The 13254-nt window shown below is 68.3% G+C and carries 14 protein-coding genes and 1 pseudogene; 8 read left to right on the top strand and 7 right to left on the bottom strand.

Going from position 1 to position 13254, the window contains the following annotated elements; all coding sequences use genetic code 11:
• Positions 1-110: 110 nt before the first annotated feature.
• Positions 111-1073, top strand: coding sequence for an IS1595 family transposase (locus tag PMES_RS10400; RefSeq protein ID WP_159965625.1), 963 nt, complete (start codon positions 111-113; stop codon positions 1071-1073).
• A 20-nt stretch (positions 1074-1093) separates the two neighbouring features.
• Here the strand turns inward: PMES_RS10400 and PMES_RS10405 are convergent, their stop codons facing one another.
• Positions 1094-2017 (bottom strand): BstA C-terminal domain-containing protein, encoded by a 924-nt coding sequence (locus tag PMES_RS10405; protein ID WP_159965626.1) that lies wholly within the window; start codon positions 2015-2017, stop codon positions 1094-1096.
• A gap of 198 nt (positions 2018-2215) precedes the next feature.
• Positions 2216-2602, bottom strand: a complete 387-nt coding sequence (locus tag PMES_RS10410) for a helix-turn-helix transcriptional regulator (RefSeq protein ID WP_159965627.1) — start codon at positions 2600-2602, stop codon at positions 2216-2218.
• Between the two features lie 58 nt (positions 2603-2660).
• On the opposite strand from PMES_RS10410, the pseudogene PMES_RS10415 reads away from it, so the two are divergent.
• Positions 2661-2846 (top strand): annotated as a pseudogene (locus tag PMES_RS10415) (HNH endonuclease); the annotation flags it as partial.
• Between the two features lie 2 nt (positions 2847-2848).
• On the opposite strand, the gene PMES_RS10420 reads toward PMES_RS10415, so the two are convergent.
• Both PMES_RS10420 and PMES_RS10425 read right to left on the bottom strand, forming a co-directional pair.
• Positions 2849-3472, bottom strand: coding sequence for an enoyl-CoA hydratase/isomerase family protein (locus tag PMES_RS10420; protein ID WP_159965628.1), 624 nt, complete (start codon positions 3470-3472; stop codon positions 2849-2851).
• Positions 3469-4227, bottom strand: coding sequence for an SDR family oxidoreductase (locus tag PMES_RS10425; protein WP_159965629.1), 759 nt, complete (start codon positions 4225-4227; stop codon positions 3469-3471). Before PMES_RS10425 ends, PMES_RS10420 begins: the two co-directional genes overlap by 4 nt.
• A gap of 259 nt (positions 4228-4486) precedes the next feature.
• On the opposite strand from PMES_RS10425, the gene PMES_RS10430 reads away from it, so the two are divergent.
• The 6 genes from PMES_RS10430 to lpxK all read left to right on the top strand — a co-directional run bounded on the left by PMES_RS10430 (position 4487) and on the right by lpxK (position 10852).
• Positions 4487-6016, top strand: a complete 1530-nt coding sequence (locus tag PMES_RS10430; protein WP_159965630.1) for a DUF2125 domain-containing protein — start codon at positions 4487-4489, stop codon at positions 6014-6016.
• Between the two features lie 65 nt (positions 6017-6081).
• Positions 6082-7428 (top strand): TldD/PmbA family protein, encoded by a 1347-nt coding sequence (locus PMES_RS10435; protein ID WP_159965631.1) that lies wholly within the window; start codon positions 6082-6084, stop codon positions 7426-7428.
• Positions 7415-8185 carry an inositol monophosphatase family protein gene (locus tag PMES_RS10440; RefSeq protein WP_159965632.1) on the top strand — a complete coding sequence of 257 codons (771 nt, stop codon included), beginning with the start codon at positions 7415-7417 and terminating at the stop codon, positions 8183-8185. The genes PMES_RS10435 and PMES_RS10440 overlap by 14 nt, the downstream gene beginning before the upstream one ends.
• Positions 8186-8324: 139 nt before the next feature.
• Positions 8325-8570, top strand: coding sequence for a DUF4170 domain-containing protein (locus tag PMES_RS10445; protein ID WP_159965633.1), 246 nt, complete (start codon positions 8325-8327; stop codon positions 8568-8570).
• 18 nt (positions 8571-8588) lie between these two features.
• Entirely contained in the window at positions 8589-9848 is a 1260-nt protein-coding gene (locus tag PMES_RS10450) for a 3-deoxy-D-manno-octulosonic acid transferase (RefSeq protein ID WP_159965634.1), read from the top strand.
• Between the two features lie 2 nt (positions 9849-9850).
• A complete protein-coding gene (gene lpxK, locus PMES_RS10455; protein ID WP_159965713.1) occupies positions 9851-10852 on the top strand; it encodes a tetraacyldisaccharide 4'-kinase in 1002 nt (333 codons plus the stop codon).
• A 10-nt stretch (positions 10853-10862) separates the two neighbouring features.
• Here the strand turns inward: lpxK and PMES_RS10460 are convergent, their stop codons facing one another.
• The 3 genes from PMES_RS10460 to PMES_RS10470 are packed head-to-tail and all read right to left on the bottom strand — an operon-like array spanning position 10863 to position 13231.
• Positions 10863-12020: a CaiB/BaiF CoA transferase family protein gene (locus PMES_RS10460; protein ID WP_159965635.1), complete on the bottom strand. Its 1158-nt coding sequence runs from the start codon at positions 12018-12020 to the stop codon at positions 10863-10865.
• A gap of 5 nt (positions 12021-12025) precedes the next feature.
• Positions 12026-12697, bottom strand: coding sequence for a DsbA family protein (locus tag PMES_RS10465; RefSeq protein WP_159965636.1), 672 nt, complete (start codon positions 12695-12697; stop codon positions 12026-12028).
• Positions 12698-13231 (bottom strand): DUF721 domain-containing protein, encoded by a 534-nt coding sequence (locus PMES_RS10470; RefSeq protein ID WP_159965714.1) that lies wholly within the window; start codon positions 13229-13231, stop codon positions 12698-12700.
• Positions 13232-13254 lie beyond the last annotated feature (23 nt).

Here is a 13254-nt window from a genome sequence, read left to right on the forward strand (position 1 = left end):
GCGTGCCGGACCTTCTCCCATGGAATTGGCAGCCATCGGAGCGCCAACGCGCCGCATGACCACGGCCTACGCCGGATGCTTACGATGCATAGGCATCGGATACGGTACAAATGGCACAGCACTTTCTACTTTCAGCAGCGTCTCGCACCCTCTCGCTTCGTCAGATCTACAAGGCGGGCGAGGATGCGGCCTACGAGACCTTCTGCAAGATGCGTTGGGCCGAGACCGATGGCGAGGCGATCTGCCCCCGTTGTTCGCATGACGAAACGTACAAGATCACCACGCGCCGCAAGTTCAAGTGCAAGGCTTGCGCCCACCAGTTCAGCGTCACTAGCGGCACGATCTTCGCCAGCCGCAAGATGGATTTCGTGGATCTGCTGGCCGCGATCTGCATCATCGTGAACGCCTCCAAGGGCGTCAGCATGATCCAACTGAGCCGCGATCTGGACTGCCAGTACAAGACGGCGTTCGTCCTGGCTCACAAGCTGCGCGAAGCAATGGCGCAGGAAGTTCAGACGGGCGTTGTCCTTGACGGTCACGTTGAAATTGACGGCGCGTACTTCGGCGGCCATATCCGCCCCGAGAACGTCAAAGCCAACCGCGTTGACCGCCGCTTGAAGCGTCACCAGACCGGACAGCGCCGCGTTGTCGTCGCGCTGCGCGAGCGCGCCGGTCGCACCCTTCCGTTCGTTGCCAAGCACGAAGGCGAAGGCGTGGCATTCTCAATCGAGAACGTCAGCCGCATCGCCACCATGTCAGCCGACGAAGCGTCCCACTGGGACATGCTCCACGCCGGCTGGATGGTGGACCGTGTGAACCACTCGGAAATCTACAGCGACCACGGCAAGCACACGAATATGGTAGAAAGCTTCTTCTCGCGTCTGCGCCGCATGGTGCAGGGCCAGCACCACCACGTCAGCCCGCAGTACCTTCACCAGTACGCGAACCACGCCGCATGGCTTGAGGACAACCGCCGCACCGACAACGGTACGCTGGCGCACATCATGGTGTCGAACTCAATGGACGCCCCGGTCAGCCGGTCTTGGAAAGGCTATTGGCAACGGGCGGTGTGATCGCCCGTTGCCATGTGTGTTCAGTTCTTCGACAGCCCGATCTTCGGATTCGCAGCCGCCAGCATTTTTGCGCCGATGGGAGCTTTGATCTTACCGCCTTTGACTTGCCCGTTCAGGTACGTGGGAAAGTGTTCGGCAAGATACTCTTGCTTGAACCATGCCCTGAACTCAGCAAGTGCATCGTCAGGATAGCACCAAGGGTGTTGGGGATTTGAAAGAGCCTGCGGAAAATAATCCGGATAGTTATGCTCGTACTTTTCCCTCATCCCGTAGACCGCTTCGAGATTCTCTTTTTTCCACTTTGCGCCCCACCGTTGCCCTACGCTGATGTCAGGGACGATATGCGGTCCAACCGATATCCCTGCCTTGATCATCGGAACAATGATCCCAGCGATCTCGCGGAAAATACTGAAATACCCAAAGGGAACAGAATCCGCGGTTAGCGTCACCCTGTCATGGAACTGCCGCCAAGAGATATCGACCGCATTGGTAGGGTTGTAGCCGACGTGGGCGTAAACAAAATCGCTTAGGCCCTTCTTGGCAAGAGTTCTGTAGCTTGAAAGCGCGTGGTCGCGAGTTCCCTGCTTTGCTTCAAAGGCGTAGTATTCAAGGATCGCCATGCACACGTGGGCAGGGATCGCATGGTTGATGGTGCCGTCTTTGACTACGGCGTAAAACGACAGAGAATCGTCATAACCCTGCTCCCGAACAATCTCTTTGATCCTTCTTTCGCGAGGCTTCAACGGCTCAGCGGCCCATTGGTCAGTGATCCTTACGATGACGGCATGGTCCACACCACACATCCGGGCGAGTCCGCGCATGTTGAGGAAGGGGGTTCCATCGTTCAGGACCCCCATCCCGACGCCGTCGATTTCCTTTTCCACCACGATTTCGAGGTCGAGTGGGTATTGGTAGCCGGTGACCGGCGAGTTATTTTCTTTCATATTATGCTTTCATATCAATCACTTAAGGTGGTGACGTGAAAGCCTGCACAATCCCGAAAAAATCTTTTAGGATGATCCTTGCAAAAGAGAGTTCATGCAAACTTTCGTCGGTTCTGGGGTTGGTTCCAGCCTCCCCAGAACCATCATAGCAGATACGACGACGCCCGCGAAAGAATATCTCATGGGCCACTTTGGCTGTTAACGGATCTTCCACACATACCGCCGCATCCGGTCCTTCTCGCGACTAACCGTCTCAGATTCCTTGAGCGTGTGCAGGCACTGGTACAGCCGCTTGTAGACCGTCCTGTAGGGCAGGCCCTCGGCTTCCGCGATGTGCGCCGCTATCTGCGGCCCTGTCTTCGGTCCGTCGCGTAGAGCCGCCAGCACAGCGATCCGCAGCTTGCCCCTCTTGAACAGGCGTTCCGTCTTCACCGGCACATGGGCCACTTCATGCCCGCGCAGGCGCAGTAGCTCGTCCACCTCAGCCAATCCAGGCGCACCGTCGCGCAGGCACTCCGCTCGGATATAAAGCAGGGCGTTGCGGATGGTGTCCTCTGACACGCGGCCTAGGCGAAGTTGTTTCATGCCATCAGGATAGCGGTTACAACCGTTGTATGCTTGGTGCGTTTGCTACCTAAGGCCGCAGATCTGCCATGACGAGATCCATGTCAGCCTGGGCGAGACGGAACTGGCCCGCTCCTTCAACACCATCGAGGCCCTGCGCGCGCATCCGCGCCTCGCGACCTTCATCGCCTGGGTGGCGAGCCGGCCTCCGGGCTTTCATTCGCGCCGCGCGGGGAGCCGCAGGGGGCGCCGTTCGCGCCGCTGATCTCATGGGGCCGCGCCGCCGCGAAGCATCGCCTTGATCGCCGCGGCATGGCCGGGCGATGCGCCGCAGGCATCCGCGCAAAGCGCCTGCGCCGTCTGCAGCAGTGTATCGGATGCCGCGATGCGTTCGATCAGTCCGATGCGCAGCGCCTCCTCGGTGCCGATCCGCGCCCCGGCCAGCAGGATCAGGGCGGCACGCGCCGGTCCGACCAGCGCGGTGAGGCGGGCGGGGTCCGATGGCTGTGGCAGGAAGCCGCGTTTCATCACCGGGTAGAATATCTCGCTTCCCGGCACGGCGATGCGCAGATCGCAGGCCAGCACCATACCCAGCGCGCCTCCGGCGGCCGTGCCGTTCAGGGCGGCGATGCTCGGGCAGGGCAGGGAGGCGATGGCGCCCGAGAGCGTCTCCCACAGGGGCGATGTCGCAAGTCCCGCGCGCGCCTGCGCAAGATCGGCGCCGGCGGAGAAGACAGCGCCCGTGCCCGTCACGATCACCGCGCGTGCGCCGCGCGCCCCCGCGACATGCCCGATCAACGCCTCGAGCATGGGCGCGGTCAGCGCGTTGGCCTTGTCGGGCCGGGCGAGGCGGATCGTGACGATCCCCTGCGCCTCGTGGCAGTCGATCACCGCGACAGGCCGATCTTGGTCCTGATCTCTTCCTCGCGCAGCGAGATCTCATCGCCCAGATGCGCGTCGGCCTCCGGGCCGCACATCCACAGGAGCGCCCTTGCCGGCCATTCCGCCGGGATATGCGCCGACCAGTCGAGCTGGCTCACGGGGTTGATGCCGCTATGCTTGATCTCGCGCTGCATCTCGGTGGCGACGGTTCCGGGCGACAGGCCCATGATGCGCAGGCCGCGACCGCTGTTTTCCAGATGCGCCGCACGCGTCAGCATCGCCGCGCCCGCCTTGGCCGCGCAATATTGCGACCAGGCCTCGACGGGATTGTGCGCCGCGCCGGAGGAAACGGTCACGATGGTGCCCGAGCGCTGCGCGCGCATCACCGGAAGGGCGGCGCGCATCCCGTGAAACACACCCTTGAGGTTGATGTCGATCGACTGGCTCCAGGCATCGGGATCGACCTCCGACAGGTGGGCGATCGGCTCGATGACCCCGGCATTGTTGATCACGACATCGAGCCCGCCGAAGGCCGCGCGTGCTGCCTCGAACGCGGCCTGCACCTCCCAGAAGCGCGACACGTCGCAGGGGATCGCGATGGCCGTATCGGGGCCAAGCTCGCCCGCCAGCTCGGCGATCGCGTCGCCGCTGCGCGCCAGAAGGGCCACCTTCGCGCCGGCCTCGGCGAAAACGCGGGCCGTCTGCGCCCCGATCCCGCGGCTCGCCCCGGTGATGACCGCCGTCTTTCCAGTCAAGGCTCCCATGAAATCCTCCTATGGCATTCCGCCTGAAGGCTATCTGCCGCGGACGCGATGATCCAGCGCGAAGCGAGCGGGAATATCGCGCCCGAATGCGCCGCCCCGGCGCGGCGCGTGACCCGCGCCGGACCCGAGCGGGCCGCAGAGGCATGGCACGGGCATGGCACGGGCATGGCACGGGCGCCCGCCCGGGCCTTGCCTTGCGCTTGACCCCGGCGGCGCGCCCTCCAATTGTATGGGCAGTGACCGCCAAGAGGGGTAGAACGTGCTTCGCAACATCATTCGCCGGAACGCTCTCGGGGCCCCGGTCGTCGTCCATGCCTTCGCAGTGCTCGCATGGAGCGCGGGCCCGGCCGCGGCGCAGATCACGCCTGACGCGCTGTGGGAGAGCTGGAAGTCGCTTGGCGCGGCCTCGGGACAGACCCTCTTGGCGGACCGGCAGGACCGCGAGGGCGGCGCCCTGCAGCTGCGCGAGCTGACGGCGGAGGCGATCCTGCCCGACGGGGTGATGCGCACCCGTATCGACATGGTCCGGCTCGCACCCAATCCCGATGGCAGCGTCGCGATCGAGGTCTCGCCGCGCTACGATATCAGCTTCCTGCCCGCGCCGGGAGATCCGGCGGGGATGCGGGTCGACCTGACGCTGGTGAGCGAGGGGCTCGAGATGACCGCGCGGGGCGACCCGGCGCGCGTGCGCTACGACATCGAAGCCGATGCGCTGCGCGTGACATCGGTTCCCGGCCCGGCCGACGCGCGCGCTCCGATCGACCTTGCGTTCACGTTCGAGGATGTCAGCGGCCTTTACGGCGTCGCCGGCGACGGTTCCGCGCCCGGCATCACCTCCGATCTGCGGGCCGCGCGGGCCGCGCTCACGCTTTCCGCGGTCGATCCCGAGGGCGGCGGCGGGCGCGCGGCCCTCACCGCCAGCTATGACGACGTGACCCTCGCCGCCCGCAGCGACGGCTCGGGTCCGGGCGGCGATGTCGCCGCGGCGCTGCTGAGCGGAGAGGCCACGGCCCGCGCCGCGATCGCCCATGAGGGCGGACGCTTCGAGCTGACCTATTCGGGCGGCGGCAGCGAGAGCCGCATCGCCGGAAACAGCCGCGGCGGCGGTTTCGATTCGGCGGTCGAGGACGGGACGATGCGCTATGCCCTGCGCTCCGACGGGCTCGCCTTCGAGTTCCTGTCCGAGCGATTGGGACTGGCGCCGATCGGCGCCGCGTTCGACCGGCTGCGCGCACGCGCCGAGCTGCCCGTGGCCGCCTCCGACGCGGCCTCTCCCTTCGCGCTTCTGCTCGATCTGGCCGGCCTGACGCTGTCAGAGCCGATCTGGACGGTCCTCGACCCGTCGGGGGTCCTGCCGCGCGATCCGGCAAGGCTCCTGCTGGAGATGGACGGAACGGCGCAGGTGACCGGCGATCTGACCGACCCGGCGGCGCTTGCCGAAGGGGTGCCGCCGCTCGAGCCGCGGACGCTGGAGCTGCGCGACCTGGCGCTGTCGGTCGCGGGGGCCGAGCTGAGCGGGACCGGGACGCTGACCTTCGATCCCGAGGACAGGCACAGTTATCCCGGTTTTCCCGCCCCGACCGGTGCCGTGCAGCTCTGGTTGAAAGGCAGCACGGGACTGATCGAGAACCTTGCCAGGATCGGGGTGATCCCGCCGGGACAGGCGATGGGGGCCCAGATGATGCTCGGCATGTTCGCATCCCCCGCCGAGGCGCCCGACACCGTGCGCAGCCGCATCGAGTTCGGCCCCGACGGCACCATCACCGCCAATGGCCAGCGCCTGCGCTGAGCCGCGCCCTTGCACCCTCGCACACCCACGCTTAGGTCCAGAGCTGACCCGCAGGAGCCATCGCAATGTCCGACCGTCTTGAACAACTCGCCTCAGACCTGCTCGCGCAGGCCAGGAAGGCGGGGGCCGACGCGGCCGACGCGATCGCCGTGGACGGCACCTCGATCTCCATCGACGTGCTCAATGGCCGTCTCGAACATGCCGAGCGCTCGGAGGGTGTCGATATCGGTCTGCGGGTCCTGATCGGCCAGAGGCAGGCCTGCGTCTCGGCCTCCGACATCAAGCCCGAGACCCTCGCCACGATGGCCGCGCGCGCGGTGGCGATGGCCCGCGAGGCCCCCGCCGACGACACGCTCGGCCTCGCCGATCCCGACCAGCTGGCGCGCGAATGGGACCTGGCGGCGCTCGACCTGGCCGATCCTGCCGCCGAACCCGATCCCGCGACGCTCGAGGCGCTCGCCTGCCGGGCCGAGGCCGCCGCGCTGGGGGTCGAGGGTGTCTCGCAGGTGCAATCGGCGAGCGCCGGCTACGGGCGCCGGGCGATCCATGTCGCGGCGAGCAATGGCTTCAGCGGCGGCTACGCCCGGACCGATACCGCGCTCTCCTGCGTCGCGATCACCGGCAGCGGCAGCGGAATGGAGCGCGATTACGACGGCGAGACCCGCATCTACGCCGCCGACATGCCCGACCCCGAGACGATCGGGCGGCGCGCCGGCGAACGCACGGTGGCCCGCAACGGCGCGCGCCGTCCCAGGACCGGCGCCTATCCGGTGATCTATGACGAGCGGATCTCGACCGGGCTGATCGGGCATTTGCTGCAGGCGGCCAATGGCGCGGCCGTGGCACGCGGCGCCTCCTGGTTGCGCGGCGCGCTCGGCACGCAGGTTTTGCCGGAGGGGCTCTCGATCATCGAAGATCCGCGGCGTCCGCGCTGTGCGGGATCGCGGCCCTTCGACGCCGAGGGGCTGCCCACCACGCGGCGGGCCATCGTCGAGGACGGCGTTCTGTGCGGCTGGACGCTCGATCTGGCCACGGCCCGCAAGCTGGGGATGCGCAGCACGGCGAACGCGGCGCGCGGCACATCCGGCCCGCCGGCCCCCGTGACAGGCAACATCTCCTTGACGCAAGGCACGCTCAGCCGCGAGGCGATGATGCGGGAGATCGGGACGGGGCTGCTCGTCACCTCGATGCTCGGCAGCTCGATCAACCCCAACACGGGCGACTATTCGCGCGGCGCGTCGGGCTTCTGGATCGAGAATGGCGAGATCGCCTATCCGGTGAACGAGATCACCCTGGCCGGCTCCCTGCCGCAGATGCTGCGCAGCATCGTGCCGGCCAATGACGCCCGCCCGCATCTGAGCCGCCGCGTGCCCTCGCTCCTGGTCGAGGGGCTGACCCTTGCCGGCGACTGACCTCCCCCTTCTCATAGACGCGGTGCTCGCCGCGGCGGAGATCGCCCGCAAGCACTGGCGCTCCGATCCGCAGGTCTGGGGCAAGGCCGACAAGAGCCCCGTCAGCGAGGCCGATCTCGCGGTCGATACCCATCTGCGCAAGACGCTGATCGGGGCGCGACCGAGCTATGGCTGGCTGAGCGAGGAGAGCGCCGACAGCGCCGAGCGGCTCGCGGCGGAGCATTGTTTCATCCTTGACCCGATCGACGGCACCCGGGCCTTCGTGGCCGGACAGACCGAATGGTGCCATTCGCTTGCCGTTTGCGAAGGCGGGCAGATCACCGCCGCCGTCATCTACCTGCCGATCGAGGACAAGCTCTACTCGGCGGCCCGCGGGCAGGGCGCGATGCTCAACGGCAGGCCGATCGGCGTGTCGGAAGCCGGCGATCCGCATGCCGCGCGCATCCTGGCCTCCGGTCCGACCCTCTCCTCCAGGAGCTGGCGCGGCGCGGTGCCGGGGATCGACAGGGATTACTGCCCGCCCATGGCCTACCGCCTCGCCCTCGTGGCCGAGGGGCGCTACGATGCGATGGTGACGCTGCGCCCGGCCTGGGAATGGGACGTGGCGGCGGGCGCCCTGATCGTGGCGGAGGCGGGGGGGCTCGTCACCGACAGGCACGGCGCGCCGCAGCGCTTCAACTCGCCCGGGCGGCGCACCGACGGGATGCTGGCCGCCCCGTGGTCCCTGCACGAGCGGCTGCGCGGCGAGCTGGCCTGAGCGTCTCGCCCCGGGGCATGGGCCCCGCGGCCGCCCCGGCGCGCGTGATCCCGAACGGCGCAGGGGTCCGCCGGTCCGCACCGCTTGACGCGCCTGCACCGGGGCGTAGTCTGCGCGCGAAACGCAACCGGAGAGCATAATGACCCAGCGTCTGCACCTCGTCTTCGGCGGGGAACTCGTCGATCCGTCGGAAAACGTCTTCAAATCCGTCGACGACATCCATGTCGTCGGCATGTTTCCCGATTACGCCAGTGCCTACGGCGCCTGGAAGCGTGAGGCGCAGCGGACCGTGGACAACGCCCACATGCGGTATTTCATCGCCCATATCCATCGCCTGCGCGACGAGGAGACGGCCGCGTCACCGACCGAGGAAATCGGTGTCTGAGGTCCGGCGCCGGCGGGCATGAGCCTGTCCTTCGCGCAACTCCTTCGCCGTGCCGGCGCGGAGCGCGCGGCGATCGCGGCGCGGCGCAAGCTGGCCGCGCCCGGCGCGGATGCGATCCCGGGTGACCTGGACGAGAGCCTCGGCCGAAGCCGCGCGGAGCGTCCGGGGGGAACGCTATTGTGGGTGCATCTGGCGCCGGGGGTCGATCCGCGGGGGATCCGCTCCCTGCTGGCGGCACTGCGCCAGGAGCATCGCGACCTGTCATGCCTGCTGAGTTGCGACGAGCCTTCCGCGCTGCGCGCGGCGTGCGGCGAGGTCCCCGGCGAGCGGGTGGTCGCCGCGCCGATCGACACCCCGGCCATCGCGCAGCGTTTTCTTTCCCATTGGCGCCCGGACATGGCGATCTGGGTGGGCATGGACATGCGTCCGGCCCTCGCCGGAGCGGCCCTCGACCGTGGGGTCCCGATGGGGGGCATCGATCTCGACCTGCGCGCTTTGCCGGGGCGATTTCGCAAGGGGGGCGCGCGGCAGCTCGCGCGCTTTCGTTTCCTGCTGGCCAGCACGCCCCCGCCCGCCGGCCTCGAGAGCCAGCTTGGCCGGGCGGTCGAACGGGTGGGCCGGTTGCGTCCGCTGCAGGCGCCGCTGCGCTGCAACGAGGGTGAGCGCGAGCATCTGGCCGGGTTGCTTCTGAGCCGCCCCGTCTGGCTCGCCGCGGGCTTGCGCGCGGAGGAGCTCGCCGCGGTCGCCACCGCCCACCGGATCGCCAGTCACCTGTCGCACCGGCTTCTGTTGATCGTGGTGCCCGAGGCGCCCGAAGAGGGCGCGATGCTGCGCGACCGCCTCGCCGCGCAGGGCTGGCGCTGCGCGCTGCGCTCGGCGGACGAGGAGCCGCGGGACGACACGGCGATCTACGTGGCCGATACGGCGGGCGAGGATGGCCTTTGGTATCGTCTTGCCCCGATCAGCTTTCTGGGCGGCACGCTCTCGCCCCCGGCCGCCGGACGCGATCCCGGCGCCCCCGCCGCGCTCGGCTCGGCGGTCCTGCACGGGCCGGCGACCGCGGCCCATGCCGACAGCTACGCGGCCCTGCACCAAGGACGCGCGGCGTGGCGCGTGCGCGACGGGGAGGACCTGGGCCGGGTGGTGGAGCGGTTGCTCTCGCCCGAGAAGGTCGCGCGCCTCGCCCATGCCGCCTGGATGGTCACGACCGATGGGGCGGATGCGTTCAACCGCGCCCATGAGCTGATCGAGGCGATGCTCGACGAGGTAAGCCAATGAGCCTGCGGCCTCCTGCCTTCTGGCAGCGCCCGGCGGCCGATCCGGGTTGGGCGGCCCGCGCGGCGGCTCCGCTCTCGGCGCTCTACGCGGCGGCGACGGCGCGCCGGGTGGCGCGGGCGCCGCGTCGCCGGGCCGGTATTCCGGTGATCTGCGCCGGGAACATCAACGTGGGCGGCACCGGCAAGACCCCCACCGTGATCGCCCTGATCGAACGCCTGACTGCGCGGGGACGGGCGCCGCATGTGATCTCGCGCGGCTATGGCGGCAGCGAAAGCGGCCCGCTCCGTGTCGATCCCCTGCGCCATGACGCCGCGCGCACCGGCGATGAGCCCCTGCTGATCTCCGCCTTCGCGCCCTGCTGGGTCGGGCGGGACCGGGCCGCCTGTGCCCGCGCGGCCGAAGCCGCGGGAGCGCAGGTGATCCTCATGGATGATGGCTTCCAGGATCCGGCCCTGCACAAGGACCTCGCCGTGGTGGTGGTCGATGCGGCGGCGGGGTTCGGCAATGGCCGGGTCCTGCCCGGCGGGCCGCTGCGCGAGCCGGTCGCGGCGGGAATGGCGCGTGCCGACCTGCTGCTTTCGATCGGGCCGCCGCAGGCGCAGGCGCAGTTCGACGCGGCGCTGGGCGACCATGCGGAGGGTGCGGGTGTGGTGCGCCTGCGCGGCGCCCTGGAGGCGCTGCGGACGGGAATGGAGTGGGAGGGCATGCCGGTCTATGCCTTTGCCGGCATCGGCCGCCCGGAGAAGATGTTCGAGACCTTGCGCGACCTCGGGGCCGATCTGCGCGGCACCCGTGCGCTCGACGATCACCAGCCGCTCAGCCGCGCATTGATGAGCCGGATGGAGGCGGAGGCGGCAGCCCTCGGCGCGCAGCTCGTGACCACGGAGAAGGACGCGGTGCGCCTGCCGCCCGAGTTCCGCGGCAAGGTCCTTGCCCTGCCGGTCAGGCTGAAGCTCGCCGATCCGGCACCGCTGGACGCGGCGCTCTCGGCGCTGGGCCTCTGAGCGCGCCGCGTCAGCAGGCGCCGCGATCCTTGCGCCCCGGCGCGGCGCGCAGGGCCGGCCCATCCGCATCGAGCTTGGGCGAGGCGCGTTCCGGCAGGGTGCCCTGGCCTGAGAAGCGGAAGGGTGCGCGCACCGTGGGAATGCCGTCCACATGCTGCAAGAGGCCGCGATCGCGCACCTGCGGATCGTCGAAAACCTCCGCCATGTCGTTGATCGGCCCTGCTGGCACGCCTTGCGCCTCGCAGGCGGCCAGAAGCTCGGCCTTGCTGTGCCGCAAGGTGGCCTCGGTCAGCCGGCGCGTCATCTCCGCGCGGTTCTCGATGCGGGCCGAGTTCACGTGAAACAACGGTTCGTCCGCCATCTCCGGCAGGCCGAGCAGGGCGCAGAAACGCTTGAACTGACCGTCATTGCCGACCGCGATGATCAGCCAGCCATCCTTGCAGTCGAAGACCTGGTAGGGGGTAAGGTTCTGATGCGCGTTGCCGATGCGGCCCGGAGGCGTGCCGGTCACGAGGTAGTTCATCGCCTGGTTCGCGTTGATCGCGACGGCCACGTCGAGCAGCGCCATGTCGATATGGGTGCCGATGCCCGTCCGGTCCCGCTCGCGCAGTGCCGCGAGGATCGCGGTGGTGGCGTAGACCCCGGTGAAGATGTCGGTGACGGCGACGCCGACCTTCTGCGGCTGGCCCTCGGGCGCGCCGGTCACGCTCATCAGTCCCGACATGCCCTGGATGATGTAGTCGTAGCCCGCCCGGTGCGCGTAGGGGCCGGTCTGCCCGAAGCCGGTGATCGAGCAATAGACGAGGCGGGGGTTGAGCGCCGAGAGCGCGGCATGGTCGAGCCCGTATTTCGCCAGCCCGCCGACCTTGAAGTTCTCGATCAGCACGTCCGCGTCGGCCACGAGATCGCGCACGAGGGCCTGTCCCTCATGGGTGCGGAAATCGCAGGCCACCGAGCGCTTGCCGCGATTGCAGCCATGGAAATAGGAGGCCGAGCGATCACCGTCGCGCTCGATGAAGGGCGGCCCCCATTTGCGGGTGTCGTCGCCCTCGGGGCTTTCGACCTTGATGACCTCGGCCCCCAGATCGGCCAATGTCTGGCCGGCCCAGGGACCGGCCAGGATGCGCGCCAGCTCGACGACCTTCAGACCCGCGAGCGGCGCCTGCACGGCGCTCACTCCGCCAGTTCGGCGTCGAGGATCTCGGAGAAGTCCTCGTAGTTCATGTTGCTGTATTTCTTGCCGTTGATCACGAAGGATGGGGTGGAGTTGATGTCGTCGGCCTTCGAGGTCTCCTCGAAGCGGGCCACCATCGCCTGGGCCTTGTCGGCATCGCTCATGCAGGCCTCGATCCGGTCTTCCTCCAGCCCGGCGGTCTTGCCGAGCCGCCGCAGATTGTCGGCGACCTGCGCCGGCTCGCCCTTGGTCCATTCCGACTGCTGCTCATAGAGCAGGTCGGCGAGGCCGAAGTAACGGGCCGGACCGCCGCAGCGCGCCAGCATCCCGGCCCACAGGCCGTAGCGGTCGAAATAGATCTCGCGGTAGATGAAGTTGATCTTGCCGGGGTCGATATACTCGGATTTCAACTCCTTGAGCGGGCCGGCATGGAAGTTCTTGCAATGCGGGCAGGTGAAGGAGGCGTATTCGATGACCGTCACCTCGGCATCGGGATTGCCCATCGACATCTCGATCACCTCGGTGGCCGCCTCCTCGGCCGTGTCGATCGCGCCGTCCTGCACGGCCTTTGCATCCTGGGCTTGCGCGGCGGAGCCGAGCGTCTGGGGGGAGAGGCCGGCGGCGCCCATGATCAGGGCGGTCGTCGCGGCGAGAAGGGCAAGACGGGTCATTCAGGATCCTTTCGTGGTGTTGCGCGCAGTAAGGATGTTTTCGCCAAGGGCTTCAAGGGCCGCCTTGAGCCCCGGATCGCTGACCGCCGAAGCGGTTTCGGCGGCGCGGGCGCGCAGTTCGGGATCGCGGCGGGGCGCATCCGGCGCCGGCGCATGGCCGAACTGCACCGCGCCATCGGCGAAGCCGGTGGGCGCGGTCTGGGTGATGAAGATGCGGCTGATCGCGTTGTAGCCGTAGCAGGCGTTCACCCGCTCCAGGATCCGCGCCTTCGACATCTCGAGCATCTGCGCCTGCGCGCCGGTCGTCAGGACGGTGAGCGTCGCGCCGAATCCCTTGCGGCCATAGCGCACGTCGACAGGACGGGCGACGCCGGCGAATTCCGGCCCCACGATCTCGGCCCAGTGGGTCAGCAGGCGCGTGACCGCGAATCCCCGGCTCTCCCCGGCTTGCCGGATACGTGTCTGCAGCAGGCCGGCGGCGCTGCGAAAGCCCCGGCTGGGACGCTTGGCTTTGGAATTCGGGCCCTTGTTCATGATCGCCATTCTATGGCCCTCGC

Origin of the sequence: Profundibacterium mesophilum KAUST100406-0324 (assembly GCF_009835145.1) — a bacterium.
In the GTDB taxonomy this organism is placed as follows: domain Bacteria; phylum Pseudomonadota; class Alphaproteobacteria; order Rhodobacterales; family Rhodobacteraceae; genus Profundibacterium; species Profundibacterium mesophilum.